Origin of the sequence: Agrobacterium sp. ST15.13.015, from assembly GCF_027871645.1 — a bacterium.
Lineage (GTDB): Bacteria > Pseudomonadota > Alphaproteobacteria > Rhizobiales > Rhizobiaceae > Agrobacterium > Agrobacterium leguminum.
Map to the genome: position 1 here is coordinate 189,049 of NZ_JAQAHF010000001.1, position 24,748 is coordinate 213,796.

The window sequence follows — 24,748 nt, forward strand, 5'->3', positions numbered from 1 at the left end:
CCGCCGCTTGTACCAAACAAGCTGTTTTTTGCTGACGTGATCCAGAAACAGATCAGGAGAATACGACCATTCGCAGACCTTTCAAAGCCGATGCCCCCGTCAAGGAGGGGCCGCGCTCCAACCGGGAAATTCGGGTTCCCAGAGTTCAGCTTATTGATGAAGAGGGCCAGAACCTCGGTAGCATGCCGACGGATCAGGCTTTGAAACTGGCGGAGGAGGCCGGTCTCGATCTCGTTGAGATTTCGCCGAACGCTGAACCGCCGGTATGCAAGATCCTCGATCTCGGCAAGCTGAAGTACTCGACCCAGAAAAAGGCCGCTGAAGCGCGCAAGAAACAAAAGATCGTCGAAGTTAAAGAAATCAAGATGCGCCCCAACATCGACACGCATGACTATGACGTGAAGATGAAGGCGATGGGCCGTTTCTTTGACGATGGCGACAAGGTGAAGGTAACGCTGAAGTTCCGCGGCCGCGAAATGGCCCACCAGGAACTCGGCATGAAGCTTCTCCTCCAGGTGAAGGAAGACACCCAGGCGATTGCCAAGGTGGAGGCCGAGCCGAAGCTGGAAGGCCGTCAGATGATGATGGTTCTCGCCCCGAAATAATTTGCGCCAGCCTTTTAAGGCCGCATGAATCGCCATCGCAAGGGGAAGTTTGCTTTCCCCGTTGCGCTTTTAGCCGACTGCGGTTATAAGCGCGCGTCCGAACGGTCCGGCAGGGCATGCCGAGGCCGTTCCTGAATAGCTTGAAATAGGCCTCGTCTGCCTGTTTCGATACAAAAACGGAGTAGCAAAATGCCCAAGATGAAGACGAAGTCCGCTGCAAAGAAGCGGTTCAAGATCACCGCAACCGGCAAGGTTGTTGCAGCCGCCGCCGGCAAGCGCCACGGCATGATCAAGCGTACCAACAAGTTCATTCGCGACGCGCGCGGAACCATGGTTCTCGCCGACGCTGACGGCAAGAAGGTCGTCAAGAACTACCTGCCGAACGGTCTCTGAGACTTTTCCGCACATTTGGACACTTTAAGGAGATCATGACATGGCACGCGTAAAACGTGGCGTAACTTCCCGCGCCAAGCACACCAAGACACTCAAGGCAGCCAAGGGCTTCTACGGCCGCCGCAAGAACACCATCCGCGCAGCAAAGGCTGCCGTGGATCGTTCCAAGCAGTACGCTTACCGCGACCGCAAGGTCAACAAGCGCAACTTCCGCGCTCTGTGGATCCAGCGTATCAACGCTGCCGTTCGCGAATTCGGCCTGACCTATGGCCGCTTCATCGACGGCCTGAACAAGGCTGGCATCGAAGTCGACCGCAAGGTTCTGTCCGACATGGCTATCCATGAGCCGGCAGCATTCGGCGCGCTCGTCGAAGCAGCGAAGAAGGCGCTTGAGTACCTCAAGGATGCTGGTACGGCCAACGAGTTTGAAACCGCTGTAAAGTAATTACGGCGCGGACAATCTGTTGTTCATTTGAAACCCGCGCCGGTTCTCCGGCGCGGGTTTTGCGTTTGGCTGATGCACCCGCCTGGTCGAGAATGTATCGTAGTTTTTAATTTAGAAATTTAGGAAAAATAGAGTATCCAGCGCGTCTGCCCTGAAAAATCTCCTGGTGGACGAGAATGCTGGTTAATGAAAATCAGGCTGAAACAGCCGAAGGGTTTCGAGTACATCTTGATGATGCAGATATTGCCACTCTCATGCACGCTTTGTTAAAAAGTGAGCGGCGGGTCCAGAAGGTTGAGCTGTCGCAACTGACAGTATGGATCAAGCGCCAGGGCACGGAAACGCCGTCCTGGTGGATAAAGCTGCAGACCTTTCTCGCAAAGCTGCTTCCTTACACCTTCATGCGCCCTTCGCCGCCGCTCGACGGTGCCGGCCTGATGCGTCGCGAACTCGACACGCTGCAGGCCTTCAAGGCCAGTGGTTTTCCGGTCCCGCCCGTGATTTATTCTTCCCGGACCGCAGTTGTGCTGGGCGATGTTGGCCCCACCATCATCGAGCGCATGGACGCGATAAAGGCAGCCGCGCCGGCGGAACATGATGCCCTGCTGGTAAAATCTGCCGAGGCACTCGGCGAATTGCATGCGGCAGGCCTTTGCCATGGGCGCCCGCATGTGCGCGACTTTTTTCTCGAAGACGGCCGCGTCGGTTTCATGGATTTCGAGGAGCGCCCGCAGGAAGTCATGCCGCTCGAGACGGCGCAGGCCCGCGATATCTGGCTGCTGTTTTTACAGGTCGCAACACGCGCCTGCGATGCGCGGAAAACCTGCGATGCCGCCTTCGCCCGCTGGCGCGAAAACGCCCCGCCCCGGGCGCTGGAAGAATTGTGCCGTCTGACCGGCATTCTGGGGCGTTTTTTACCGGTTGCCCGGTTGATCGGGCGCGTGCGGATGGGTAGTGATCTGCGACGCTTTATCATGGCGACCGACTATCTGATGAATGCTGTGAACCCCGAAGCCGCTGTTAAAAAGACCGGCAAGGCAGGAAAAGATGACTGAACTTGATACCTTGAAATCGCAATTGATGTCGGAGATCGCCACGGCTGCCGATGAGCCGGCCATCGAAGCCGTGCGCCTTTCCGCGCTTGGCAAGAAGGGCTCGGTTTCGGAGCTTCTCAAGACGCTTGGCAGCATGACGCCGGAAGAGCGCCAGACCCGCGGCGCCGCGATCAACCAGCTCAAGACCGAAATCACCGACCTCATCGGCGAGCGCAAGAATGCGCTGAAGGACGCTGCCATCGCCGCCCGGCTGAAGGCGGAAACGGTGGATGTCAGCCTGCCGGTCCGCCAGTCTCCGGCCGAGCGCGGCCGCATTCATCCGATCAGCCAGATCGTCGATGAAATCACCGCGATCTTCGCGGATATGGGTTTCTCGATCGCCGAAGGTCCAGATATCGAAACCGACTATTACAACTTCACGGCGCTGAATTTCCCGGAAGGCCATCCGGCCCGCGAGATGCACGATACCTTCTTCTTCCAGCCGGATGAAAAGGGCGAGCGCAAGGTGCTGCGCACCCACACTTCGCCAGTGCAGATCCGCACCATGGAAAGCCAGAAGCCGCCGATCCGCATCGTCATTCCCGGCAAGACCTATCGCCAGGATTCCGACGCCACCCATTCGCCGATGTTCCATCAGGTCGAAGGCCTTGTCATCGACAAGAAGGCGCATGTCGGCAATCTGCGCTGGATTCTGGAAGAATTCTGCAAGACCTTCTTCGAGGTCGACAGCGTCGTCATGCGCTTCCGCCCGTCCTTCTTCCCCTTCACGGAGCCGAGCTTCGAGGTGGACATCCAGTGCGACCGTTCCGGCCCGATCGTGAAGTTCGGCGAAGGCACGGACTGGATGGAAATCCTCGGTTGCGGCATGGTGCACCCCAATGTGCTGCGTGCTGGCGGGCTGGACCCGGATGAATATCAGGGCTTTGCCTGGGGCATGGGCCTCGACCGCATCGCCATGCTGAAATACGGCATGCCGGACCTGCGTGATTTCTTCAACGCCGATGTCCGTTGGATGACCCATTACGGCTTCCGCCCGCTCGACATGCCGACGCTGTTCGGCGGTCTGAGCGTTTAATCCGGTTAGCCAAGGAGCAAAGACATGAAATTCACTCTTTCCTGGCTGAAAGAGCATCTCGAAACGGATGCGACGCTGGACGAGATTTGCGAGCGGCTGACGGCAATCGGCCTTGAGGTCGAGGACGTTGACGACAAGGCGGCCTACAAGCCTTTCGTCATCGCCAAGGTGCTCTCCGCCGAGAAGCACCCGGAAGCTGACCGCCTGAAGGTTCTCTCCGTTGACGCCGGAGACGGCAAGCCGGTGCAGATCGTCTGCGGCGCTCCGAATGCACGCGCCGGCCTCGTCGGTGCGCTCGCGCGTCCGGGCGTGTATGTTCCGGGCATCGACGTCACCCTTGCCGTCGGCAAGATACGCGGCGTGGAAAGCCACGGCATGATGTGCTCCGAAAAGGAGCTGAACATTTCCGACGATCACGACGGCATCATCGACCTGCCGGAAGATGCGCCGGTCGGCACCTCTTTCGCCGCCTATGCCGGGCTCGACGATCCGGTCATCGAAATCAACCTGACCCCGAACCGCCCGGACTGCACCTCGATCTACGGTATTGCCCGCGATCTCGCCGCTTCCGGTCTCGGCAAGCTGAAGACGAGACCCGCGCCGTCCTTCAAGATCGAAGGCGCAACCCCGGTCGACGTGAAGCTTGAGCTGGACGATGCGGCGCTTTGCCCCGGCTTTTCGCTGCGCATCGTTCGTGGCGTGAAGAACGGCCCCAGCCCGAAATGGATGCAGCAGCGCCTGCTGGCAATCGGCCTGCGTCCCATCAATGCGCTTGTCGACATCACCAACTACATGACCTTCGATCAGGGCCGGCCGATGCACGTCTTCGACGCCGCAAAGGTCAAGGGCGATCTCACGGTTCGCCGCGCAAAAGAGGGCGAGACGATCCTCGCGCTCGACCAGCGTGAATATAAGCTCGGCCCGAACAATGTCGTCATCGCCGATGAGAAAGGTCTCGAATCCATCGGCGGCGTCATGGGCGGCGAACATTCCGGCTGCGATGACAATACTGTCGACGTGCTGATCGAATCCGCTCTCTGGGATCCGATCAACATTGCCAAGACCGGCCGTTCGCTCGGCATCATCACCGATGCGCGTTATCGTTTCGAGCGTGGCGTCGATCCGGAATATATGGTTCCGGGTCTGGAGCGTACCACCGAGCTGGTTCTCGAACTGTGCGGCGGCATTGCCGGCGAGGCGAAGGTCGTTGGTTACAAGGGGCATCAGCCCAAGGTCGTGGATTTCCCGCTCGCGGAAGTAAAGCGCCTGACAGGTCTGGAAGTCTCGGCGGAAGAGAGCCTCGCCATTCTCAAAGGCCTGGGTTTCAGCGTCGAGGGAACGGGCGAGCGCGTCTCCGTCACCGTGCCGTCCTGGCGTCCGGATGTCGATGGCAAGGCCAATCTGGTGGAAGAGGTCATGCGCATCCATGGCGTCGACAACATCAAGCCCGAGCCGTTGGAAAGCTTCGGCGCGGTCAACGGCCGTATCCTGACCACGCTGCAGATCCGCACCCGCACCGCGCGCCGTGCGCTGGCAAGCCGCGGCATGCTCGAGGCCGTCACCTGGTCCTTCATCCCGGAAGCGCAGGCGAAACTCTTCGGCGGTGGTTCGCCGGCCCTCAAGCTCGCAAACCCGATTGCGGCCGATATGTCGGACATGCGGCCCTCGCTGCTGCCCGGCCTGCTGACTGCCGCACAGCGCAATGCCGACAAGGGCTATGGTGACGTCGCGATCTTCGAGGTTTCCGGCACCTATGAGGGCGATACACCTGATAAGCAACGCCGCGTTGCCGGCGGTGTTCGTCGTGGCACGGCCTCGCTCGCAGGCAGCGGCCGCATGTGGTCCAATGCTTTGAAGGGCGGCGGCAAGCCCGTGGATGTCTATGACGCCAAGGCCGATGCGCTCTCGGTGCTGGAAGCTTGCGGCCTGCCCATGGCCAATGTGCAGATCGAAGCCGGCGGCCCCGGCTGGTATCATCCCGGCCGCTCCGGAACCATCAAGATGGGTCCGAAGGTCGTGCTCGGCTATTTCGGCGAGTTCCATCCGAAGACGCTCTCCGAACTGGATGTCTCCGGCGCCTATTGCGGTTTCGAGATTTATCTCGACGCCATGCAGGAGCCGAAGAAGAAGGCCACCCGCACCAAGCCTGCGCTCGAGCTTTCGCCCTTCCAGGCAGTCAAGCGCGACTTCGCTTTCGTGGTCGACAAGTCGGTAGAGGCGGGGGCCATCATCAAGGCTGCGACCAGCGCTGACCGCAAGCTGATCACCGGCGTCAATGTCTTCGATATTTTCGAGGGCGCATCGCTCGGTGAAAACCGCAAGTCGGTCGCCATCGAAGTGCAGATCCAGCCGGTCGACAAGACGCTGACGGACGAGGATTTCGAGGCCCTGACGGCCAAGATCGTCGGCAATGTCGAGAAATCGACGGGCGGCGTCCTGCGCGCCTGAAAACGGGTGACGGAATGAAAAAAGCCGCGGCACTGCCGCGGCTTTTTGTTGTTATCGGTTGGCCATCCGTGACATCTGTTCCGGGTAACGCGCGCCGGCGACTTTTGCGGGCGAAAGCAGTGCGCCGAGGCTGGCGGCTTCTTCTGCCGTCAGCGACACCTCCGCTGCGGCAACGTTCTTCTCCAGATTGGCGATTTTTGTCGTGCCGGGAATAGGAACGATGAAGTCGCCCTGCGCCAGAACCCAGGCCAGCGCCAGTTGTCCGGCGGTCACGCCTTTCTCAGTCGCCATGTCTTCCAGAAGCTTGATGAGCGCCAGATTGGCGTCGAAGTTTTCGCTCTGGAAGCGCGGCAGGCCGCGGCGGAAGTCGTCGGATGCAAGGCCGTCGAGTGACTTCAGCGCGCCCGTCAGAGCCCCGCGCCCGAGCGGGCTGAAGGGAACGAAACCGATGCCGAGTTCACGGCAGGTATCCAGCACGCCGTTTTCCTCCACGTCGCGGGTCCACAGCGAATATTCGCTCTGAATTGCCGCAATCGGATGAACGGCGTGCGCTTTGCGAAGCGTTTCGGCACTCGCTTCCGAAAGGCCGAGATGCTTCACCTTGCCCTGCCGGACGAGCTCGGCCATAGCGCCCACAGTGTGTTCGATCGGAACATTCGGATCGACGCGATGCTGGTAGAACAGGTCGATCTCATCGACGCCGAGGCGTTTGAGAGAGGCTTCGGCGACGGCGCGCACATTTTCCGGGCGGCTGTCGGTGCCCACCATCATCTGGCCAGCGGGTTTGCTGGTGTCGATTTTGAAGCCGAACTTGGTGGCGATGACCACCCTGTCGCGATAGGGCTTCAAACCCTTGCCGACAAGAATCTCGTTATTGTAGGGCCCGTAAACCTCCGCCGTATCGAAAAAGGTGACGCCGAGTTCGACGGCGCGGTGCAGCGTTGCAATTGCGCTGCTCTCATCGCCGGTCGGGCTATAGGCATGTGTCATGCCCATGCAGCCGAGGCCAAGCGCCGAAACGGAAAGGTTGTTTCCAAGGGTTCTTTTTTTCATCTGTTCGTCCTTCCAAAGGAACCGCCCGTCATCAGGGCGTTATGAGAAAATAGCGTCTCATGGCGGTAAAAATAATCGCTGCAAATCCGCGTGGGTTGTTCTATCATTTAGAACAATGAACCGTGTGCAACTCTCCCAACTGGCTGTTCTCGCTGCCGTTGCCGAAGGCCGCAGCTTTCGCAAGGCCGCCGCCGAACTTGCCATTGCCCCTTCCGCCGTCAGCCATGCGGTGTCGTCGCTGGAGGCGAGTCTTGGCTTGCGTCTGCTTCATCGTACCACCCGCAGCGTTTCGCCGACAGAGGAGGGCAGGCGGCTTCTCGAAACGCTTGGTCCGGCACTTGCCGATATCGATGCGGTCATCGAGACGCTTGCCGAGCAGGGCGGAAGACCGGCCGGCCCCCTGCGCATCACCCTGCCGCGGCTTGCTGCCGAGGACCTCATCGTGCCCCGGCTGGGTGAGTTCCTGCGGCTCTATCCCGATATTTCACTCGAAATCTCAACGGATGATCGTTTCGAGGATATTGTCGCGAAAGGTTTCGATGCGGGTTTGCGGCTTGGCGAGCACCTCGATGCGGATATGATTGCGGTAAAAGCCAGCGGCGCATGGCGCGGTGCGATTGTCGGCGCGCCCTCCTATTTCTCAGAAAATCCACCACCGCAGGATCCAAGGGATCTCATCCGGCATCGCTGTATCCGCCGGCGTTTCGCCAGCGGCCTTATCTATCGCTGGGAACTGGAGAAGAATGGCAAGCCATTGGTGGTTGATGTGCAGGGGCCGCTGATCCTGTCGGACCAGAGCCTCATTCGCCGGGCTGCCATCGACGGGGCAGGGCTTGCGTTCGTTTTCGAGCAGCGTGTTGAAGACGATATCCGGGCGGGCAGGCTTATCCGCGTGCTTGACGACTGGTGCGCCCCGTTCGACGGTTTTTACATTTATTATCCTTCGCGCCGGCAGATGAGGCCGGCGCTGAGGGCTTTCGTGGATTTCTTCCGCTTCAGGATTTGATCAGAACTTGATGCGATAGCGGATATGGCCGTCGCTCTTCACATAGCTGTCGTAGAGCTTCTGGGCGCGGTGATTGTCCTCGCCGGTGTGCCAGTACAGCCGTGACCAGCCCTTGTCCTTGCAGATGGCGACAAGATCATCCATCAGCGCCCGGCCCGTTCCCTTGCCGCGGATTTCGCCATCGACAAACAGGTCTTCCAGATAGCAGTCGGGCGTCTTTACCCAGGTGGAATCATGGAAGTGGTGAATGGCGAAACCGGCCATGCGGTCGCCGAGCATGGCCACGCGCATGGAAACACGGGATGCGGGATCGAGAATGCGTGCCCAGGTGTGCTCGGTCACCTCATCGGCAAGTTCGACATCATAAAAGGCAAGATAGTCGTTCCACAGGCGCAGCCATTCCGTCCGGTCAGCCGGCTGCGCATCGCGAATTCTGAGCTCCATGTTACGCACCCGCCTTGTCGAGCAGTGTCATCATCTCATCCGTCAGCTTTAACTCGACGGCGCGTTTGAAGCTTTCAAGCTGGGAGAGGCTGGTGGCGCTGGCGATCGGCGCGGTTATCGCCTTCTTGCGCAACAGCCAGGCCAGTGCGATGTCGGCAAGTTTGGCCCCGGTTTCCACTGCCACGGCATCCATGGCGCCCAGAATGGCAAGCCCGCGCGTATTGACATATTCACCCACGCGATAGCTGCGGGCGACGCCTTCCGTATCGGCCTTGGCACGATATTTCCCGGTGAGGAAGCCGGCGGCGAGGCTGTAATAATTGATGACGCCGATTTCTTCCTTCTGGCAAAGCTCGGCAAGCGGACCTTCGAAATCCTTGCGGTTATAGAGATTATACTCGGGCTGCAGTACGTCATAACGGGGAAGATTGTTCTTTGCAGCCGTGTCCAGCGCGTCCTGAAGCTGGCTTGCGGAATAATTGGAGCAACCGATGGCGCGGATTTTTCCCTGCTCCTTCAGCTTGCCGAAAGCGGCGAGCGTTTCCTCCAGCGGCACATCCGCATCCGGCTTGTGGGCGAGGTAAAGGTCGATGTAGTCGGTTTGCAGCCGCTTCAGCGACGCTTCCACGGCCTCTTCGATCCACTTGGCGCTGAGGCCTGTCTTCTGGCCGCGATTGTCAAAACCGACCTTGGTGACGATTACCGCATCTTCGCGCTTCACGCTCGACTGCTTCAGCCATTTGCCGATGATCGTCTCGGACTCGCCGCCCACATGTCCGTCCACCCAGGCGGAATAGACATCCGCCGTGTCGATGGCGTTGAACCCGGCGTCGAAAAAGGCGTTGAGCAGCGCAAAGGAAGTCTTCTCATCCGCTGTCCAGCCGAACACGTTACCGCCGAAAACGATCGGGGCGATGGAGAGGCCGGTGCGGCCGAGGCTTCGTTTTTCCACGGGGAATGCTCCTGTTGCTGTCTTGGTGGCAAGGTTAGCAACTGCTCATCCGCATAACCATTCAATTCCTTTGATGGCATTCATCAGGCAGCGGCAGGGTTTGAGATTATCAGGCCTGAAAACCGCGATAATGGCTGGGCGGGTAACGATTATGCTGCTGCCAGACGCGCCGCAAATGCCGGGCGGAGGCAAAGCCCGCCCGTTCGGCAATGGCTTCCATATCCAGGCGACTGTTGGCGAGAATGTCGCGGGCGAGATTGACCCGCATCAGGTTGACGTAGTCGATGACGCTGATGCCGGTATGCTCGCGAAACAGGCGCGACAGATGCCTTTCGCTGAGCGCCGCAATATCGGCCAGCCGCTCCAGCGACCAGTCCTGCGCCGGCTCTGCCATCACACGGTCCTGAACCCGGTGAATGGCGGGATGGATGTGGTTACGGCCGGTGAGCCAGGGGGAGATTTGCGGATCGCTTCCGCTGCGCCTGAGATAAACCACCATGGTTTTGGCAATACGCGCGGCGACAGCCGGGGATGTCAGCCGGGAAACCACATGCAGCATCAGGTCGATGCCGGTGGAAATACCGGCACTCGAGAAGCGGTTGCCATCCTCGACGAAAAGGCGGTTTTCGGCCACCTGGGACAGTGGAGCGATGCGGCGCAGCCCTTCAAGGCAATCGGCATGGGTCGTGCAGTTGCGCCCATCGAAAAGCCCGGCTTCGCCCGCCAGCAGCGCGCCGGAACAGATGGAAATGACTGTCGTATCGGGGCGCACAACACGGCGCAGCCATGCCGCCAGCACTTGCCGCTCTCGTCGTGTCTCCGGATCGTTGTCGAAGCGTGATGTGCTGCCGGAGATCAGCAGGAAAGCATTTTCCGGCAGGGTCTCAGGCAAGCTCTCCAGCCCTGAAAGCGCAAGGCCGATGGAAGATTGTTGTTTGTCAGTCGCAGCAATGTAGCGGCAGTCGAAATGAATGTCCCGCTGTTCCCCATTGGCGTAACGGATCACTTCGAGCGGACCGGCAATATCGAGCAACAGCGCATGTGGCGGCACAAGCGTATAAAAGGGAATGGTGCGCGTGCCGCCTTTATCCATCAGGCGGCCTCTTTGACGGTGGCCAGTGCATCATCGACGGTCACGATGCGCGCGAAGCGGCCGGCCAGCACCAGCTCGGTTCGCTTGCGGATATCGTCCGGGCTGAAGACGGTGCCGGAAGCATGTGTCATCGGGAAAGTCAGCGTCGCTTCGGTGACGTAATCGACGCTGTAACCAAGATCGGAAGCATGCCGGGTGGTGGTTTCGCAGCATTGTTCGGTGCGGATGCCGGAGACGATCAGCCGGTTGATGCCCTTCTGCGTCAGCCAGATTTCGAGGCCGGTGCCGGCAAAAGCCGAATGGCGGTTTTTGTGAAAGGTGACATCAGGGGTAATCCGCACACCCTCCAGCGCCCGGATATAGCCGCTGTCTTTTGAAAAGGCCCTGTCGCCATCGACGTGGAAGATTTGTACGACGGGAATGCCCGCAGCCCTGGCGCCGTCGATCAGTGCCTGCTGCTTCTCCAGATAGTCGGCAAGCTCGCTTTCCTCGACGTAAGGGGCGTGCCGAAAGGACTCCTGAACGTCGATAACAAGCAGCGCTGTACGAGAAGAGGACATTTCATGTTTCTCCATTGGGTGCATGCATAGCATAATTCCTCTTATCCAGATCGGAGAAAAGCAGGCATTCCGACAAAGACAGGACACATTCAGCCATACTCTGCTCTGTCATGCATGTGCGGCTTGCCAGACCGTATGACGATGGTAAGTTTCCGGCGGATGGCAGAGCGGGAGATTGGAATGCTGCGTTTCGGAATAATCTCAACGGCGAAAATCGCTCAGGATCACGTCATTCCGGCGATACAGGATGCGCAGAACTGCGTGGTCAGCGCTATCGCCAGCCGTGACCTCGCCAAGGCGCGCGCGGTGGCGGATCGTTTTTCCGTGCCCCACGCCTTCGGCTCCTATGAGGAGATGCTGGCCTCGGATGTGATCGACGCCGTCTATATTCCGCTTCCGACCTCGCAGCACGTGGAATGGACCATCAAGGCCGCCGATTCCGGCAAGCATGTTCTGTGCGAAAAGCCGATTGCATTGAAGGCTGGGGAGATCGACACCCTCATCGCCGCGCGTGACCGCAACCGCGTTGTCATTTCGGAAGCTTTCATGGTCACCTATGCGCCCGTCTGGGCGAAGGTGAAGGAGTTGCTGGCGTCCGGCGCGATAGGCACACTGAAGCATGTTCAGGGCGCTTTCAGCTATTTCAACCGCGATCCCGGCAATATGCGCAATATTCCCGAACTGGGTGGGGGAGCCTTGCCGGATATCGGCGTTTACCCGACCATCGTGACGCGCTTCGCTACCGGCGCGGAGCCCCGGCGCGTACAGGCCACCGTCGAGCGCGATAAGGAATTCGGTACGGATATCTATTCCAGTGTCAGGGCCGATTTCGGCGATTTCGAATTGAGTTTTTATTTGGCCACACAGCTTGCCGCCCGTCAGCTCATGGTTTTCCATGGCACTGAGGGGTACATTGAGGTCAAATCTCCCTTCAACGCCAATCGCTGGGGTGCGGAAGAGATCGAACTGACCAATCAGGCCCATAACCAGTCGCAAATCTTCCGGTTTCAGGACAGCCGCCAATATAAGCTGGAGGCGGAGGCCTTTGCCCGTGCGGCGAAGGGCGAGGGCGACGTGGTTACGCTGGAAAGCTCGAGAAAGAACCAGCTTTTCATCGACGCTATCTACCGGGCAGCGGAAAAGGATGGCTGGGAGACGGTTTAGTCCTGATCTTGCCGTTGCTTTTGAAGCCGCCAATAACCGTAGAGCGCCAGCGCCAGTGCCGCCAGCGCTGAAAAGGCAAGCGGGACGAGCGGCTGCACCAGCGGGTTGCGCCATTGCAGCAGGGCAAATAGCCCGACGCTGACGATACGTGAGGTGAGTGTGACCGCATTCATCAGAAAGCTGTTCAGCCTGGCTGATGCCTCACCATTTGCACGGTTCAGCCGCCAGCTTGTTGCAAGCCCCGTTGCTGCACCCGGTAAACGGGCGGCCAGCGGATCGACGCCGAGATAGAAAATAAGCAGACAGGTAACGGCAAGGTCGGCGGCCAGTCCGCAGATCTCGGTCAGCGCAAAGTCCGGACGCCTCAAGACCGTGGGCTTTTAGAGGGTTGGCTGGGTGGAACGCGGGCGCTGCAACACCAGAAGGCCGAGGACGACACCCACGACACCGAAATTGTAACCGGCGAGCGCCAGAAGCAGCGACATCAAGGGCACGGCCGTGGAAGAAAGTGCAATCGCCACGCCATAGGCACCGATAATCATCATGCAGATGAAAACGATGCTGAAAACCGAACGAAGCGCAACTGCGGTTACGCCGAGTGCTGTGGCGGTAAGAAAAATCATGATGCCGCCTCCTCTTTGGTTATCGGGCCTGGGGCAAGACGTAACGCCGTTTTCCCTAACGAACCCTTGTTTCCTCCTCCAATCCCCATTTTCCTAACTCGTTAGTTGAGGATATGGTTTCATCGCCGTTAAAATGAGGCTGGCCGGCGCCGGCATTTCCGAATCGACGGGTTTTGGTTACAAACGGGCATGAGCGATATCTTCTCCCACGCAGCATTGAGCAATCTTGCCGAGTTCTCGGTCTCCGAACTGTCGGGTTCCATCAAGCGCACGGTGGAGACGGCTTTCGAGCAGGTGCGGGTGCGCGGCGAGATTTCCGGCTATCGCGGTCCGCATTCTTCAGGACATGCCTATTTCTCGCTGAAAGACGACCGCGCCCGTATCGATGCGGTGATCTGGAAAGGCACCTTCTCGCGGCTGAAGTTCCGCCCGGAAGAGGGCATGGAAGTCATTGCCACCGGCAAGGTCACAACTTTTCCCGGCTCGTCGAAATACCAGATCGTCATAGAAAGCCTCGAGCCTGCCGGCGCCGGCGCGCTGATGGCGCTCTTGGAAGATCGCCGCCGGCGTCTGGCGGCGGAAGGGCTGTTCGATGCGGCCCGCAAGCGCCGGCTGCCCTTCATGCCGCATGTCATCGGCGTCGTTACCTCGCCCACGGGCGCTGTCATTCGCGATATTCTTCACCGCATTTCGGATCGATTTCCTGTCCATGTGGTCGTCTGGCCGGTCAAGGTGCAGGGCGAAGGTTCGGGCGAAGAAGTGGCGAACGCCATTCGCGGTTTCAATGCGCTTCAGCCCGGCGGTGAGATTGCGCGGCCGGATGTGCTGATTGTCGCGCGTGGCGGCGGCAGTCTGGAGGACCTCTGGAGCTTCAACGACGAAATCGTCGTACGCGCCGCTGCCGAAAGCGAAATCCCGCTGATTTCCGCCGTCGGGCATGAAACCGATACGACCTTGATCGACTACGCTGCCGATGTGCGTGCGCCGACCCCGACGGGGGCCGCCGAAATGGCCGTGCCGGTGCGGGCTGAACTGGAAGCGCAGCTTTCCGGTCTTGCCGCCCGTCTTTCAGGCTCTGTATCGCGGCAGATGGACAATCGCCGTCAGGGCGTGCGGGCGCTGGTGCGCGCGTTGCCGTCGCTCGATCAGCTTCTGGCCCTGCCGCGCCGCAGGTTCGACGAGGCCGCGAGCGGTCTCGGGCGTGGACTGGAATTGACAACCCTGAACAAGCGCCGCGCTTTTGAGCGGTCCGCTTCGGGTCTCAGGCCGGAAACCCTGCTGAACGGTCTCAAACAGCACAGGCAACGGATTACCGAGCGCATGCACCGGGCTGAGACCCTGGTGGAGCGCCGTCTGCTGCAGGGTAAAGGCCGCGTCGATGCCTTCGATTCCGCGCTGCGTTCGCTTCCCGCCCGGCTGCTCGGCCAGGTGGAGCGGCAGAAGGAGCGGGTCGTCACCGGCGCGCGCCGGGCCGATACAGCCGTATTGCACCGCATGGCACAGAACCGTGCGGGCCTTGCCGCCCATGACCGCATCCTGCAATCGCTCTCTTATAAAAACGTGCTGAAACGCGGTTATGCCGTGATCCGCGATGAGGAGAACAGGCCGCTGACCCGCGCTGCCGCTATTGCTTCAGGTGCTGTGGTCTCGATGGAATTTGCCGATGGCCGCGTCTCGGCCATCACGACGGGGGAGGGAGCGCCATCCCCGGATAACCCCATAGTGCCAAAAAAGAAGCCGGCGAAACCGGCTTCTTCCGATCCGGGCAATCAGGGCAGCCTGTTCTGATCAGATCGACGCCGCATCCGAAAAACGGCGGCTGACGGTGAAGGTCTTTTCGATATCGGGATGCAGTTCCATGCCAAGGCCGGCGCCCGGCGGCACGGTGATCATGCCGTTCTTCACCTCAGGCAATGCGGTGACGAGATCGCGATACCAGGTCTTGTAGAAGGCGCGAACGCTTTCCTGCACCAGCGCGTTCGGCGCGTTGAGCGACAGATGGGTGGAGGCGCAGAGCACCACCGGCCCGGTGCAATCATGGGGGGCGACGGGCAGATGCCAGGCTTCCGCCATAGAAGCGATCTTGCGCGCCTCCGAAAGCCCGCCGCACCAGCTGATGTCCAGCATCACCACACCGGCAGCACCTGTCTCCAGCAGATCGCGGAAGGCCCAGCGGGAGCCGAGCGTCTCCGAGGCGGAAATGGGCGCGGGCGAAACGGCGGCATAACGCGTCAGGCTGGAAAGACTGTCCATCTTGATCGGGTCTTCATGCCAGAAGGTCTGGTAGGGGGTGAGTGCCTTTGCGATCTGCATGGCGGGCAGAAGCTGCCACATGGAGTGAAACTCCACCATGATATCCATCTTGTCACCCACTGCCTTGCGGATTTTTTCAAATGGCTCGAGCGCGCTTTTCAGGTCCGGCATCGAGATATATTGCCCGCGCGTCTTTTCCGCCGCCGCGTCGAAGGGCCAGATCTTCATGGCGGTGATGCCGTCTTCCAGCAGCGAATGGGCAAGCTCGTCTGCCCGGTGCAGGAAGCCGTTCAGATCGTCATAGTCCTTGCCGCCGGAAAGGCCATAATTGGCGGTCTGCTGCCCGGTCGCCTTCTTGATATATTCGGTGCCCGCGCAGGTGTTGTAGGTGCGGATTTCCTTACGGCTGAAACCGCCGAGAAGCTGGGCGATGGGCTGGTTTGTCGCCTTGCCGAAAATGTCCCACAGCGCAATATCGAAGGCGGAGTTGCCGCGCACTTCCGCGCCCGATGAACGGAAGCCGAGATAACCGACGAGGTCCTGCGCCAGAAGGTCGATCTGCAGCGGGTCGCGGCCGATCACGCGGGGGGCGATGTATTCGTGCACATAGGTCTCCACCGTCTCGGCTCCGAAGAAGGTTTCGCCGAGCCCGGTAATGCCCTCATCCGTATGGACTAGAACCCAGAGCAAGTTCGTCCGTTCCGCCACGCGGACGGTCTCGAGTTTTGTGATTTTCATGAAGTGTCTCCTCCTTCAGAGGCAGGTCGTGTTCCGTCTGGAACCGTGTTTGAAAAATCAGGCGATGCCGGCTGCCAGAAGCGCGTGCACGCTTTCATCGAAATGCCGCGCCATCAGTGTTGAAGCCGTTTGCGGATCGCCGGCGGCAATGGCCTGTCCGATGGCGATGTGAAGCTCGCTTGCGGCATGGCGCTGCGCATCGGATGTGCGGCTTTTCCAGCCGATCGGCCATGTCTGGCGCGTCACGTTCTGGAAAGCGCCGAGAATGAGTTCGAAAACCGGGTTCTTGGAGGCCCTGGCAACGGCGATGTGAAAAGCAAGGTCGTGTTCCATGACCTTGTCGTTGTCGCCGAAATCCCGCTCCATATTGTTGGCATGGTCGAGAATGGTCAGCGCTTCCGCATCCGTGCGCCTCAGTGCCGCGAGCGTCACGGTTCTGACTTCGATCGTGCGGCGCACATCGTAGATCTGCTGGATGTTGATCTGCTCGGTGTGAACGCCATGTTCGAACATCAATGACATTGCACCGTGATCCAGCGTCGCCACCGTCGCGCGCTTGCCGGCGCTCACGTCGATCAGCCGCATGGCCGACAGAGAACGGAAAGCTTCCCGAACGACGGTACGGGAGACACCGAGCTGCTGCGAGAGCGAAAGCTCGCTGGGGAGCTTCGCTCCCGGTGCAAGTTCGTTTTCGCGGATATGGCGGGTGATAGCGCCGATCGTGCTGCTGACGAGACCGGATTCATGCGAAATGGCAGTTAACATTTTTCCTCCAACCTGTAGTACAGGTTTATGGAAAATTGCTTACAAGATTTTTTGGAGCGAAACAAGCGCCATCACGGAGCCATTGTGTGTTTGTTGGGCCGAAAAGCCTATTCTTCGAAATCCCGCAAAAACCGTTTCAGCAGCCGGTTCAGCGTCACGCGCTCTTCTTCGCTGAGACCGGCGACCAGGCGGTGCTGGTTTTCGACGTGAGCGCCTGCCGCTTCCTCGACAATGGCAAACCCCCGCTCCGTCAACGATATCAGGACGCTGCGCCGGTCGTTTGGGTTATGGATACGCTCCACCAGCCCGGCTTTCTCGAGCTGGTCGATCCGGTTGGTCATGGTGCCGGAACTCACCATCGTCATGGCCAAAAGATCGCCGGGGGAGAGCCTGTAGGGCGAGCCGGAGCGCCGCAATGTCGCCAGCACATCGAAAGCGGAAGAGGAAAGCCCGTGCTTCAGCAGCACCGCCTCCACCTCCCGGCCGAGATGGGTGGCGAGCCGGTTCAGGCGCCCTAGCAGCCCCATGGGACCGACATCGAGATCGGGCCGCTCCCTGCGCCATTGCGCCAGAATGTGATCGACATGGTCCAACGGTTCTTTGCTCATCACCAAGGCATAACAATTGATGTCTTGACGTCAAGATAAAATCGGCTAGATTGCATTTATCTTGATATAGAGATTCTTGAAATGAAGAAAAATACGACCTATGCCGCCGATGTGCTGATGACCGCCCTTGCCCCGGCCATCTGGGGAACCACCTATTTCGTGACGACCGAATTTTTGCCGCACGGCTATCCTTTTCATGTCGCGATGCTGCGCGCATTGCCGGCCGGCGTGCTTTTGCTGCTTTTCGTAAGAAAGCTGCCGCACGGTATCTGGTGGTCGCGCAGCTTCATTCTCGGAGCGCTGAATTTCTCGTTCTTCTGGGCGATGCTTTTTGTGTCGGCCTATCGGCTGCCGGGCGGCGTGGCGGCAACGGTGGGTGCAGTCCAGCCCCTGATCGTGATTGGCCTTTCCCGGCTGTTTCTCGCCGCACCCGTCCGGCCGCTTGCTATCGCGGCCGGTTTTCTGGGCATTGTCGGCGTCGCGCTTCTGGTTCTGGCGCCGGGCGCTGCGCTGGATGGTATCGGTGTGGCGGCAGGTCTTGCCGGTGCCGTCTCCATGGCTTTTGGAACGGTGCTGACCCGTAAGTGGCGGCCGCCGGTGTCGAACCTCACATTCACCGCCTGGCAATTGACGGCGGGCGGCCTTCTGTTGCTGCCGGTCGCCTATTTCCTGGAACCGGCCCTGCCGACGCCGACAGCGGCCAATATTCTTGGCGTGGCCTATCTGGGACTTGTCGGTGCTGCCCTGACCTATTTTCTATGGTTTCGCGGGCTTGCCCGCATCGAACCTTCCGCGGCTGCATCGCTCGGTTTTCTAAGCCCGGTCGTTGCAACCCTGCTCGGCTGGCTGGCGCTCGGCCAAAGCCTTACGCCAGCGCAGATCGCCGGTTTCGTTGCGGTGCTTTTCAGCATCTGGCTCAGTCAGCGCAGCCAGTTGCCGAGATAGGTGTCGTCAGGCCCATTCGCCCTTGCGCATCACCGGAACCGTGGAGCCGTCCGGCTTCACACCGTCAATATCCACCTTGTCGGAACCGATCATCCAGTCGATGTGGATCAGGCTCGAGTTGCCGCCCTGCGCCTTGATTTCATCCTGCGACAGCGAAGCGCCGTCGAGGAAGCATTTCGAATAGCATTGGCCGAGCGCAATGTGGCAGGAGGCGTTTTCATCGAACAGCGTATTGTAGAACAGGATGCCGCTTGCAGAGATCGGCGAGGAATGCGGCACCAGCGCCACTTCGCCGAGACGCCGCGCGCCCTCGTCGGTGTCGAGCACCTTGTTCAGCACCGCTTCGCCCTTCGAAGCCTTGGCTTCGACGATGCGGCCGGCTTCGAACTTCACCTGGATGTCGTCAATCAGCGTTCCTTGATGCGATAGCGGCTTGGTGCTGGAGACGTAACCGTCGACACGCAGCGCATGCGGGGTGGTGAAGACTTCTTCCGTCGGGATATTCGGGTTGCAGGTCACGCCATTCTTGGCGGTGGAGGCGCCGCCATGCCATTCATGGCCGTCGGCGAGGCCGATCTTCACATCCGTGCCGGGGCCGGTGAAATGCAGCGCAGAGAAACGCTCGCCGTTCAGCCATGCCGAACGTTTGGCGAGATTGGCATTGTGTTCGGCCCAGGCCGCGACCGGATCGGCCAGATCCACCCGCGACGCGGCGAAGATGGCGTCCGCGAGCTTGCGGACCGCTTCGTCTTCCGCGAGACCGGGGAAGACCTGCTTTGCCCAGGAGGGGTTCGGATAGGAGATGATGTTCCAGTTGATGTCGAAATTGGAAATCTTCTCCAGCGCCGGCTTGTAGGCCGTGGAGTTGGCCTTGTTGGCGCGGGCTACCTTGGCGGGGTCCTGTTCGGCCAGCAGCATGGGATTGTCGCCGGCAATCGCCAGCCGCGCCGCGCCATTGGCATAGGCCTTCGCCATGCCTTCATAAAGCCAGCCGGAAGCCCGGTCGAAATTGGCGTCGCTGGCGTGGCGATAGCGGGCAAGCGTGGTTTCTTCGTCGGAATAGAAGGTGGTGACCAGTCCGCCACCCGCCATATAGGCGTGTTTGGTCAAAAATCGCACCAGCGGCAGGGCCGCCAGCGGTGCGGTAATCACCAGATCCTGATCCTTCTGCAATTGCAGGCCGACCTTGACTGCGACTTCGGCCAGTTTTTCGAGTTTGACGGGATCGATGGGGGAAACGGTCATGATCTGCCTTCGTCTATTTCAATAGGAGGCGCCGACCATAGCCCATTCCTTCCGAAAGCCAAATGCTTTCAGGGGCGCATCCCGCGCTTCAATCGGCGACCAGCGGCGCGGCAATCGCCTTCAGTGCGCTTTGGGCATCGCGGGGCGAAAGCCTAACCTGCAGGCCGCGTTGTCCGCCATTCATGTAGACATAATCATGCGCCATGGCCCCGGCCTCAATGGCCGTTGGCACCTGTTTCTTCTGCCCGAAAGGGCTGATGCCACCGACATGATAACCGGTGGCGCGCTCCGCATCGGCAGGCTTCATCATGCTGGCGGATTTGCCTCCGAAGGCGGCGGCTAGCTTCTTCATGCTGACCTCGCGATCCGAAGGGACGACGACGCAGACCGGCTTGCCATCCAGCTCCGCCATCAGCGTTTTCAGCACCAGATGCGGTGGTTCACCGATCGCCTCGGCCGCCTGCAGGCCGATGCGGTCGGCATTCGGGTCGTAATCATAGGTGACGGTGGTGAAGGCAACGCCGGCCTTGGTCAGCATTTGGGTGGCACGGGTTGTTTTGGACATGGCGGGCTGCGTTCACGCAAAAAGGGTCTGGTAGGTTTCAGGCTTGAAGCCGACGGTTATCCTGCCCTTCGCTTCCAGCACGGGACGCTTGATCATGGAGGGCTGTTCCAGCATCAGCCCGATGGCCTTCTCACGGGTGAGATCGGCCTTCTGGCCGTCATCGAGTTTCTTGAAGGTCGTGCCGGCGCGGTTGAGAACCGTTTCCCAGCCCGCGGCATCGCACCATGTTTCCAGATGAGCACGGTCGATGCCGGCCGCCTTATAGTCATGGAAAGAATAGTCGACACCGTTGGCTTCCAGCCAGCTTCTGGCCTTCTTCATCGTGTCGCAGTTCTTGATGCCGTAAATCGTGACCGTCATGCCATCTGCCTCGTCGTCTCTAAAAGCACTTCCGGCATAACAAAATATCCGTCTTATTCAACCCGCCTCCTGAAGTGCCCTGCGCATATACCCGGTCCTGCCGCTTAAGCCATGCAAAATCGCAATGGCTGATATCCAAACGAGCGCGAGCAAAGCTGCATGGCTTCCCTGCTGCATCATGAGTTGTAGAACGGGCCGGAAATGCCCATTATCTGGGCATCAAAGATGGAGAGAAAAATGCGTCAGGTTGCAAAGACATCGCGTAACTTCTTCGGTGAAACTTTCGCCGTTCTCGGTGCAGCGCTCTCGGTTTCGGCCGCTGTTCGCGCACATCGTAAGCCCGCCCGCGCCGATCTCGAAGCCCTCGGCATCGACGGCAAGGCTTTCGACAAGGTACAGCTCTAAGCTGGTCATCATCCGTTGCGAGGCGATATCGCCTCGCTTGCGTTCGATAACCGGATCGGTTTTCGGCTGGCGCGGCGGATATGCGGCTGGCGCAAAAAAAGCGCCGGATTCGCACAAGAAGGCTCCGCATAGTTCCCCATGGAGAGTGCGGAAAAATTGTCGGTATCAGAGCGCTACGCCGCTTCAGGTGCATGTTATCGCACCGACGCCCTTTGTGTCGGCCGTTTCGAAGGTCCGATCACTTTTTCCGGCAAATGGAGCTGGCTTTCAGGCCGTTCATAACGCTCCGCTTTCGGCGAGAGTGCGAAGCGCCCGAGCAGTTCATGCCGTGTTTCGCCATTGTGGCTGAAAACGAGTTCGAAGCTCCCCGCAAGCCAGCTATAGGGTTTGTCAGCCGGCATCAACTCAATTTTCCCGCAGCCGTAGATAACGGTGAGATGTGGCGTAAACGACGATGCGGCGACATAGGGCAGGTTTGCCCGCCGCAGGGCGCGCTGCACCATTTTCGCCAGAGCCCTAAGTTCCTGCATCTCGCGGCTGCTGTGTAGCGCCAGACTGTTGCGATTGCCGAAAAGCGATGTTCCATCGAATGTGATCGGAACGGGCCGAGCCTTGATCTCCCCCAGCGCTGCCTTCAGCCTTTCTACTAGCCCGTGAGGCACGGTCTCGAAACCTCCGATACAGAGCAGGGTTATGTGCAGAAGCTCCGGCGGATAGGCCTCACGCTTCGTCCGCCCTGCGGCATGGCGCGCCGCATCGGCAAAAATTCGTTCCGCCAGGGCGGCCGGCGGTTTCACCGTGATCAAGAGCTTGCTGCTAAATCGCGGATTGAAACGCCGTATTTTCTCCGGCTCCCATCCTTCGAAGAAAAGCTGCCTTAAACCTCCTTCATTTGCCAACCCAAAACCCATAGCGATGCTCCACGGCCTTTGCCTGGGCCGGGATATTATCACCAGCGGCAATAATTAAAAGAACAAAAAGAGAACAAAAGCCTTGGGTGCTTACCCGATGCCGGGAAATAGCCGGGAGCGCCTTTTCGCAGCCGCAGGTTAAAACCGCCTGATATTGACATTCTACCTACTAATTGGTAGGCAGCTCTCATGAAAAATCCACAGACCAAAGCCGATGAAATCCTCCGTTGCGCACGCTCCCTGATCATAAAGGGCGGCTACAACAGTTTCAGCTATGCCGACGTTTCCGCCGTGGTCGGCATTCGCAATGCGAGCATTCACCATCACTTTCCCAGCAAGTCCGATCTGGTCCAAAAACTCGTTGCGCAATACAGGCAGGAGGCGGAAGCGGGTATCGCCGAACTGGAGCAAAACATTTCCGACCCGCTCGAACAGCTCCGCGCCTATATCGGCTATTGGGAGGGCTGTATCGCCGAGGCCACTCACCCCTTCTGCGTCTGCGCTCTGCTCGCCAGTGAAATTCCGGTTCTTCCTGAAACAGTCGCTCTTGAAGTGCGCACGCATTTTCGAAGTCTCTCCGACTGGCTCACCGCCGTTCTGGAACGTGGCGTTGCCCAGGGGCGCCTCGCGCTGAACGGAACCGCCAGAGCCAATGCTGAAATCTTCATGGCTACCGTGCATGGCGCGATGCTTTCCGCCCGTGCCCATGGTGATGCGACGACTTTTGGCGCAATAACCCGCCCCATGCTGGAGCGCATGACCGCTTGAAATCGCAGTTTCGCGAGGGAGCTCGATGCATGACCCGAGCGGCACGCCACCGAAAAAATAGACCGTAGTAAGCTGGCAGATTTGTCGATGACGGACTGCTTCCCGGACCACCACGTCCTTTTGGACGAGAAAGGCAATCTCTCATGTTCGGAATTTCTCCGCTCGGCTGGATCCATACGCTTGGAAGCCTGCCGGCCATTCCCGCCGCCATTTACATGTTTGCCCGCCACGGCCGAATCGTTCCCCGATCAGCGCCAGGCACTCTTTATCTTGTCTCCATGCTCATTGGCGCTGCGACGGTCTTCCTCGTGGCGCATCAGCCGATCAGTTACGGCGTTGGCGTCCTGACCATCCTGTTCCTGCTCGCAGGTTACGGCATCGAAGGCGTTCTGGGTTCAACGCGCATGGCCAGATATATCGAAACCATCTGTCTCAGCATCAGTGCGTTTCTTTTGATGGTCCCGACGGTGAGCGAAATCCTGCGTCGTGTTCCAGACGGTCACCCTCTGGTTACGGACCTGAAATCGCCGCTGCTTCTCGGCGCTCAGGCAGGGTTGCTGGCGATCCTCGTGGTTGGCCTGACCGCCCAGATCATCTATCTCGCACGGCAAAACAGAAACGCCGCGAACTAGTCGCGGCGCCATCTTTATAGGACCTGTCGAGTATAGTCCTTATTCCCACTCGATCGTGCCGGGCGGCTTGCTCGTCACGTCATAGACGACGCGATTGATGCCGCGCACTTCGTTGATGATGCGGGTTGCCGCGCGGCCAAGGAAATTCATGTCGTAGGGATAGAAATCCGCCGTCATGCCATCCACCGAGGTCACGGCGCGAAGCGCGCAGACGAAGTCATAGGTGCGGTAATCGCCCATGACGCCCACGGTCTGCACCGGCAGCAGCACGGCGAAAGCCTGCCAGATGGTGTCGTAGAGACCGGCCTTGCGGATTTCATCGAGATAGATCGCATCCGCCTTGCGCAGAATATCGAGCTTCTCACGGGTAATCGCACCGGGGCAGCGGATTGCCAGGCCCGGGCCGGGGAAGGGGTGGCGGCCGATGAAGCTGTCCGGCAGGCCGAGTTCACGGCCAAGCGCACGCACTTCATCCTTGAAGAGTTCGCGCAGCGGCTCAACGAGCTGCATGTTCATCCGCTCGGGAAGGCCGCCGACATTGTGGTGGCTCTTGATGGTGACCGAGGGGCCGCCGGAGAAGGAGACGCTTTCGATGACGTCAGGGTAAAGCGTGCCCTGCGCCAGGAAATTCGGTGCACCCTTGCCATCGGCAGCAATCTTGGCCGCTTCGGCCTCGAAGACCTCGATGAACAGGCGGCCGATGGTCTTGCGCTTCACTTCCGGATCGGAAACGCCCGACAGTTCGCCGAGGAACAGGTCGGCGGCATCCACATGCACCAGAGGAATATTGTAATGGTCGCGGAACATGCCGACGACCTGCTCGCTTTCGCCAAGCCGCATCAGGCCGTGATCGACGTAAACGCAGGTGAGCTGGTCGCCGATCGCCTCATGGATGAGGATGGCCGCAACCGAGGAGTCGACGCCGCCGGAAAGCGCGCAGAGCACGCGGCCGGTGCCGACCTGCTCGCGGATCTTGCGGATCATTTCCGCGCGATAGGCCGCCATCGTCCAGTCGGATTTGAGCCCGACGATCTTGTGCACGAAGTTGGAGAGCAGCTTGCCGCCGTCAGGCGTATGCACCACTTCCGGGTGGAACATGGTGGAGTAATAGTGGCGCGTCTCGTCCGCGGCGATGGCGAAAGGTGCGTTCTCAGAGGTTGCGATGACCTCGAAACCTTCCGGTAGCTTCGTCACGCGGTCGCCATGGCTCATCCAGACCGGATAGCTCTTGCCCTGTTCCCAGAAGCCGTCGAACAGCGGGCTTGCCTTCTTGATGTCGATATCGGCGCGGCCGAATTCCGCCGCATGGCCACCTTCGACCACACCGCCGAGCTGCGTGCAGAGCGTTTGCTGGCCGTAGCAGATGCCGAGGATCGGAACCTTGCTGTCGAACACCGCCTGCGGTGCGCGCGGGCTTCCTTCCGCCGTGACAGATGCGGGGCCGCCGGAGAAGATCACGCCCTTGGGCTGAAGCTTCTCGAACGCCTCTGCGGCATTCTGAAACGGATGGATTTCGCAATAGACCCCGGCTTCGCGGATGCGGCGCGCAATCAGCTGCGTCACCTGGCTGCCGAAATCGATGATGAGAATGCTGTCGGGATGGGCTATCTGGGTCATGGCGAGCCTTTAAAGAAAAT

At 59.7% G+C, this 24,748-nt stretch carries 28 protein-coding genes; 13 read left to right on the forward strand and 15 right to left on the reverse strand.

Annotation, left to right across the window (positions count from 1 at the left end):
* Positions 1 to 68 precede the first annotated feature (68 nt).
* The 6 genes from infC (at position 69) to pheT (ending at position 6,021) form a co-directional block, all read left to right on the forward strand.
* Positions 69 to 605 (forward strand): translation initiation factor IF-3, encoded by a 537-nt coding sequence (gene infC, locus PIB16_RS00920; protein ID WP_078051391.1) that lies wholly within the window; start codon positions 69 to 71, stop codon positions 603 to 605.
* 189 nt (positions 606 to 794) lie between these two features.
* Positions 795 to 998: a 50S ribosomal protein L35 gene (gene rpmI / locus PIB16_RS00925; RefSeq protein WP_035264590.1), complete on the forward strand. Its 204-nt coding sequence runs from the start codon at positions 795 to 797 to the stop codon at positions 996 to 998.
* Between the two features lie 40 nt (positions 999 to 1,038).
* Entirely contained in the window at positions 1,039 to 1,443 is a 405-nt protein-coding gene (rplT, locus tag PIB16_RS00930) for a 50S ribosomal protein L20 (protein ID WP_003493358.1), read from the forward strand.
* A gap of 176 nt (positions 1,444 to 1,619) precedes the next feature.
* A complete protein-coding gene (locus PIB16_RS00935) occupies positions 1,620 to 2,498 on the forward strand; it encodes a phosphotransferase (RefSeq protein WP_149742817.1) in 879 nt (292 codons plus the stop codon).
* On the forward strand, positions 2,491 to 3,573 hold the full coding sequence (pheS, locus tag PIB16_RS00940; protein ID WP_078051389.1) for a phenylalanine--tRNA ligase subunit alpha: 1,083 nt from the start codon (positions 2,491 to 2,493) through the stop codon (positions 3,571 to 3,573). Before PIB16_RS00935 ends, pheS begins: the two co-directional genes overlap by 8 nt.
* Positions 3,574 to 3,597: 24 nt before the next feature.
* Complete coding sequence (gene pheT / locus PIB16_RS00945; RefSeq protein ID WP_271044822.1) at positions 3,598 to 6,021, forward strand: phenylalanine--tRNA ligase subunit beta; 2,424 nt, start codon at positions 3,598 to 3,600, stop codon at positions 6,019 to 6,021.
* Between the two features lie 51 nt (positions 6,022 to 6,072).
* On the opposite strand, the gene PIB16_RS00950 is transcribed toward pheT, so the two are convergent.
* A complete protein-coding gene (locus PIB16_RS00950) occupies positions 6,073 to 7,074 on the reverse strand; it encodes an aldo/keto reductase (RefSeq protein ID WP_271044823.1) in 1,002 nt (333 codons plus the stop codon).
* A 115-nt stretch (positions 7,075 to 7,189) separates the two neighbouring features.
* Here PIB16_RS00950 and PIB16_RS00955 point away from each other — a divergent pair, with 115 nt between their 5' ends.
* On the forward strand, positions 7,190 to 8,080 hold the full coding sequence (locus tag PIB16_RS00955; RefSeq protein ID WP_080855823.1) for a LysR family transcriptional regulator: 891 nt from the start codon (positions 7,190 to 7,192) through the stop codon (positions 8,078 to 8,080).
* Here PIB16_RS00955 and PIB16_RS00960 read toward each other — a convergent pair whose 3' ends face one another.
* The 4 genes from PIB16_RS00960 to PIB16_RS00975 all read right to left on the reverse strand — a co-directional run bounded on the left by PIB16_RS00960 (position 8,081) and on the right by PIB16_RS00975 (position 11,129).
* Positions 8,081 to 8,524 carry a GNAT family N-acetyltransferase gene (locus tag PIB16_RS00960; protein WP_080855824.1) on the reverse strand — a complete coding sequence of 148 codons (444 nt, stop codon included), beginning with the start codon at positions 8,522 to 8,524 and terminating at the stop codon, positions 8,081 to 8,083.
* Between the two features lies 1 nt (position 8,525).
* Positions 8,526 to 9,476 (reverse strand): aldo/keto reductase, encoded by a 951-nt coding sequence (locus tag PIB16_RS00965; RefSeq protein ID WP_271044824.1) that lies wholly within the window; start codon positions 9,474 to 9,476, stop codon positions 8,526 to 8,528.
* A 109-nt stretch (positions 9,477 to 9,585) separates the two neighbouring features.
* The gene (locus PIB16_RS00970) at positions 9,586 to 10,569 is read right to left on the reverse strand and encodes a GlxA family transcriptional regulator (protein WP_065654674.1); all 984 of its coding nucleotides are present in this window, start codon (positions 10,567 to 10,569) and stop codon (positions 9,586 to 9,588) included.
* A complete protein-coding gene (locus PIB16_RS00975; protein ID WP_271044825.1) occupies positions 10,569 to 11,129 on the reverse strand; it encodes a cysteine hydrolase family protein in 561 nt (186 codons plus the stop codon). Before PIB16_RS00975 ends, PIB16_RS00970 begins: the two co-directional genes overlap by 1 nt.
* A gap of 180 nt (positions 11,130 to 11,309) precedes the next feature.
* Between PIB16_RS00975 and PIB16_RS00980 the strand changes: the two genes are divergently transcribed.
* Entirely contained in the window at positions 11,310 to 12,293 is a 984-nt protein-coding gene (locus tag PIB16_RS00980; RefSeq protein WP_080855828.1) for a Gfo/Idh/MocA family protein, read from the forward strand.
* Here PIB16_RS00980 and PIB16_RS00985 read toward each other — a convergent pair.
* On the reverse strand, positions 12,290 to 12,661 hold the full coding sequence (locus PIB16_RS00985; protein WP_125145161.1) for a hypothetical protein: 372 nt from the start codon (positions 12,659 to 12,661) through the stop codon (positions 12,290 to 12,292). The two genes, PIB16_RS00980 and PIB16_RS00985, sit on opposite strands and share 4 nt — an antisense overlap.
* Positions 12,662 to 12,673: 12 nt before the next feature.
* A complete protein-coding gene (locus PIB16_RS00990) occupies positions 12,674 to 12,916 on the reverse strand; it encodes a hypothetical protein (protein ID WP_020812414.1) in 243 nt (80 codons plus the stop codon).
* A 189-nt stretch (positions 12,917 to 13,105) separates the two neighbouring features.
* Here PIB16_RS00990 and xseA point away from each other — a divergent pair, with 189 nt between their 5' ends.
* Positions 13,106 to 14,704: an exodeoxyribonuclease VII large subunit gene (xseA, locus tag PIB16_RS00995; protein ID WP_271044826.1), complete on the forward strand. Its 1,599-nt coding sequence runs from the start codon at positions 13,106 to 13,108 to the stop codon at positions 14,702 to 14,704.
* Here xseA and PIB16_RS01000 read toward each other — a convergent pair whose 3' ends face one another.
* From PIB16_RS01000 to PIB16_RS01010, 3 genes are all read right to left on the reverse strand, one after another.
* Positions 14,705 to 15,907 carry a mandelate racemase/muconate lactonizing enzyme family protein gene (locus PIB16_RS01000; RefSeq protein ID WP_271044827.1) on the reverse strand — a complete coding sequence of 401 codons (1,203 nt, stop codon included), beginning with the start codon at positions 15,905 to 15,907 and terminating at the stop codon, positions 14,705 to 14,707.
* A gap of 57 nt (positions 15,908 to 15,964) precedes the next feature.
* Positions 15,965 to 16,672, reverse strand: a complete 708-nt coding sequence (locus PIB16_RS01005) for a FadR/GntR family transcriptional regulator (protein WP_271044828.1) — start codon at positions 16,670 to 16,672, stop codon at positions 15,965 to 15,967.
* A 107-nt stretch (positions 16,673 to 16,779) separates the two neighbouring features.
* Entirely contained in the window at positions 16,780 to 17,280 is a 501-nt protein-coding gene (locus tag PIB16_RS01010) for a MarR family winged helix-turn-helix transcriptional regulator (protein ID WP_162936740.1), read from the reverse strand.
* 81 nt (positions 17,281 to 17,361) lie between these two features.
* On the opposite strand from PIB16_RS01010, the gene pecM reads away from it, so the two are divergent.
* Positions 17,362 to 18,225, forward strand: coding sequence for a 4-hydroxybenzaldehyde efflux transporter PecM (gene pecM, locus PIB16_RS01015; protein WP_271044829.1), 864 nt, complete (start codon positions 17,362 to 17,364; stop codon positions 18,223 to 18,225).
* A gap of 6 nt (positions 18,226 to 18,231) precedes the next feature.
* Here the strand turns inward: pecM and PIB16_RS01020 are convergent, their stop codons facing one another.
* The 3 genes from PIB16_RS01020 to PIB16_RS01030 form a co-directional block, all read right to left on the reverse strand.
* Complete coding sequence (locus PIB16_RS01020; protein WP_003520141.1) at positions 18,232 to 19,470, reverse strand: aminopeptidase; 1,239 nt, start codon at positions 19,468 to 19,470, stop codon at positions 18,232 to 18,234.
* Positions 19,471 to 19,558: 88 nt separating this feature from the next.
* The gene (gene ybaK, locus PIB16_RS01025; protein ID WP_020812408.1) at positions 19,559 to 20,035 is read right to left on the reverse strand and encodes a Cys-tRNA(Pro) deacylase; all 477 of its coding nucleotides are present in this window, start codon (positions 20,033 to 20,035) and stop codon (positions 19,559 to 19,561) included.
* A 12-nt stretch (positions 20,036 to 20,047) separates the two neighbouring features.
* The gene (locus PIB16_RS01030; protein ID WP_003520139.1) at positions 20,048 to 20,395 is read right to left on the reverse strand and encodes an ArsC family reductase; all 348 of its coding nucleotides are present in this window, start codon (positions 20,393 to 20,395) and stop codon (positions 20,048 to 20,050) included.
* Positions 20,396 to 20,632: 237 nt separating this feature from the next.
* Between PIB16_RS01030 and PIB16_RS01035 the strand changes: the two genes are divergently transcribed.
* Positions 20,633 to 20,800 carry a hypothetical protein gene (locus tag PIB16_RS01035; protein WP_003503889.1) on the forward strand — a complete coding sequence of 56 codons (168 nt, stop codon included), beginning with the start codon at positions 20,633 to 20,635 and terminating at the stop codon, positions 20,798 to 20,800.
* 194 nt (positions 20,801 to 20,994) lie between these two features.
* Here the strand turns inward: PIB16_RS01035 and PIB16_RS01040 are convergent, their stop codons facing one another.
* Positions 20,995 to 21,711 carry a 2'-5' RNA ligase family protein gene (locus tag PIB16_RS01040; protein WP_080855833.1) on the reverse strand — a complete coding sequence of 239 codons (717 nt, stop codon included), beginning with the start codon at positions 21,709 to 21,711 and terminating at the stop codon, positions 20,995 to 20,997.
* A 189-nt stretch (positions 21,712 to 21,900) separates the two neighbouring features.
* Here PIB16_RS01040 and PIB16_RS01045 point away from each other — a divergent pair, with 189 nt between their 5' ends.
* Positions 21,901 to 22,479 (forward strand): TetR/AcrR family transcriptional regulator, encoded by a 579-nt coding sequence (locus PIB16_RS01045; protein WP_271044830.1) that lies wholly within the window; start codon positions 21,901 to 21,903, stop codon positions 22,477 to 22,479.
* 143 nt (positions 22,480 to 22,622) lie between these two features.
* The gene (locus tag PIB16_RS01050) at positions 22,623 to 23,111 is read left to right on the forward strand and encodes a hypothetical protein (RefSeq protein WP_065654663.1); all 489 of its coding nucleotides are present in this window, start codon (positions 22,623 to 22,625) and stop codon (positions 23,109 to 23,111) included.
* Between the two features lie 39 nt (positions 23,112 to 23,150).
* On the opposite strand, the gene guaA is transcribed toward PIB16_RS01050, so the two are convergent.
* Complete coding sequence (guaA, locus tag PIB16_RS01055; RefSeq protein ID WP_271044831.1) at positions 23,151 to 24,728, reverse strand: glutamine-hydrolyzing GMP synthase; 1,578 nt, start codon at positions 24,726 to 24,728, stop codon at positions 23,151 to 23,153.
* Between the last annotated feature and the right edge of the window lie 20 nt (positions 24,729 to 24,748).

What these genes read in the sequence shown, in the direction of transcription:
- rpmI (WP_035264590.1), top strand. Translation starts at nt 795, where the DNA reads ATGCCCAAGATGAAGACGAAGTCCGCTGCAAAGAAGCGGTTCAAGATC.
- rplT (WP_003493358.1), top strand. Translation starts at nt 1,039, where the DNA reads ATGGCACGCGTAAAACGTGGCGTAACTTCCCGCGCCAAGCACACCAAG.
- PIB16_RS00935 (WP_149742817.1), top strand. Translation starts at nt 1,620, where the DNA reads ATGCTGGTTAATGAAAATCAGGCTGAAACAGCCGAAGGGTTTCGAGTA.
- pheS (WP_078051389.1), top strand. Translation starts at nt 2,491, where the DNA reads ATGACTGAACTTGATACCTTGAAATCGCAATTGATGTCGGAGATCGCC.
- pheT (WP_271044822.1), top strand. Translation starts at nt 3,598, where the DNA reads ATGAAATTCACTCTTTCCTGGCTGAAAGAGCATCTCGAAACGGATGCG.
- PIB16_RS00950 (WP_271044823.1), bottom strand. Translation starts at nt 7,074, where the DNA reads ATGAAAAAAAGAACCCTTGGAAACAACCTTTCCGTTTCGGCGCTTGGC.
- PIB16_RS00955 (WP_080855823.1), top strand. Translation starts at nt 7,190, where the DNA reads ATGAACCGTGTGCAACTCTCCCAACTGGCTGTTCTCGCTGCCGTTGCC.
- PIB16_RS00960 (WP_080855824.1), bottom strand. Translation starts at nt 8,524, where the DNA reads ATGGAGCTCAGAATTCGCGATGCGCAGCCGGCTGACCGGACGGAATGG.
- PIB16_RS00970 (WP_065654674.1), bottom strand. Translation starts at nt 10,569, where the DNA reads ATGGATAAAGGCGGCACGCGCACCATTCCCTTTTATACGCTTGTGCCG.
- PIB16_RS00975 (WP_271044825.1), bottom strand. Translation starts at nt 11,129, where the DNA reads ATGTCCTCTTCTCGTACAGCGCTGCTTGTTATCGACGTTCAGGAGTCC.
- PIB16_RS00980 (WP_080855828.1), top strand. Translation starts at nt 11,310, where the DNA reads ATGCTGCGTTTCGGAATAATCTCAACGGCGAAAATCGCTCAGGATCAC.
- PIB16_RS00990 (WP_020812414.1), bottom strand. Translation starts at nt 12,916, where the DNA reads ATGATTTTTCTTACCGCCACAGCACTCGGCGTAACCGCAGTTGCGCTT.
- xseA (WP_271044826.1), top strand. Translation starts at nt 13,106, where the DNA reads ATGAGCGATATCTTCTCCCACGCAGCATTGAGCAATCTTGCCGAGTTC.
- PIB16_RS01000 (WP_271044827.1), bottom strand. Translation starts at nt 15,907, where the DNA reads ATGAAAATCACAAAACTCGAGACCGTCCGCGTGGCGGAACGGACGAAC.
- PIB16_RS01005 (WP_271044828.1), bottom strand. Translation starts at nt 16,672, where the DNA reads ATGTTAACTGCCATTTCGCATGAATCCGGTCTCGTCAGCAGCACGATC.
- PIB16_RS01010 (WP_162936740.1), bottom strand. Translation starts at nt 17,280, where the DNA reads ATGAGCAAAGAACCGTTGGACCATGTCGATCACATTCTGGCGCAATGG.
- pecM (WP_271044829.1), top strand. Translation starts at nt 17,362, where the DNA reads ATGAAGAAAAATACGACCTATGCCGCCGATGTGCTGATGACCGCCCTT.
- PIB16_RS01020 (WP_003520141.1), bottom strand. Translation starts at nt 19,470, where the DNA reads ATGACCGTTTCCCCCATCGATCCCGTCAAACTCGAAAAACTGGCCGAA.
- ybaK (WP_020812408.1), bottom strand. Translation starts at nt 20,035, where the DNA reads ATGTCCAAAACAACCCGTGCCACCCAAATGCTGACCAAGGCCGGCGTT.
- PIB16_RS01030 (WP_003520139.1), bottom strand. Translation starts at nt 20,395, where the DNA reads ATGACGGTCACGATTTACGGCATCAAGAACTGCGACACGATGAAGAAG.
- PIB16_RS01035 (WP_003503889.1), top strand. Translation starts at nt 20,633, where the DNA reads ATGCGTCAGGTTGCAAAGACATCGCGTAACTTCTTCGGTGAAACTTTC.
- PIB16_RS01040 (WP_080855833.1), bottom strand. Translation starts at nt 21,711, where the DNA reads ATGGGTTTTGGGTTGGCAAATGAAGGAGGTTTAAGGCAGCTTTTCTTC.
- PIB16_RS01045 (WP_271044830.1), top strand. Translation starts at nt 21,901, where the DNA reads ATGAAAAATCCACAGACCAAAGCCGATGAAATCCTCCGTTGCGCACGC.
- PIB16_RS01050 (WP_065654663.1), top strand. Translation starts at nt 22,623, where the DNA reads ATGTTCGGAATTTCTCCGCTCGGCTGGATCCATACGCTTGGAAGCCTG.
- guaA (WP_271044831.1), bottom strand. Translation starts at nt 24,728, where the DNA reads ATGACCCAGATAGCCCATCCCGACAGCATTCTCATCATCGATTTCGGC.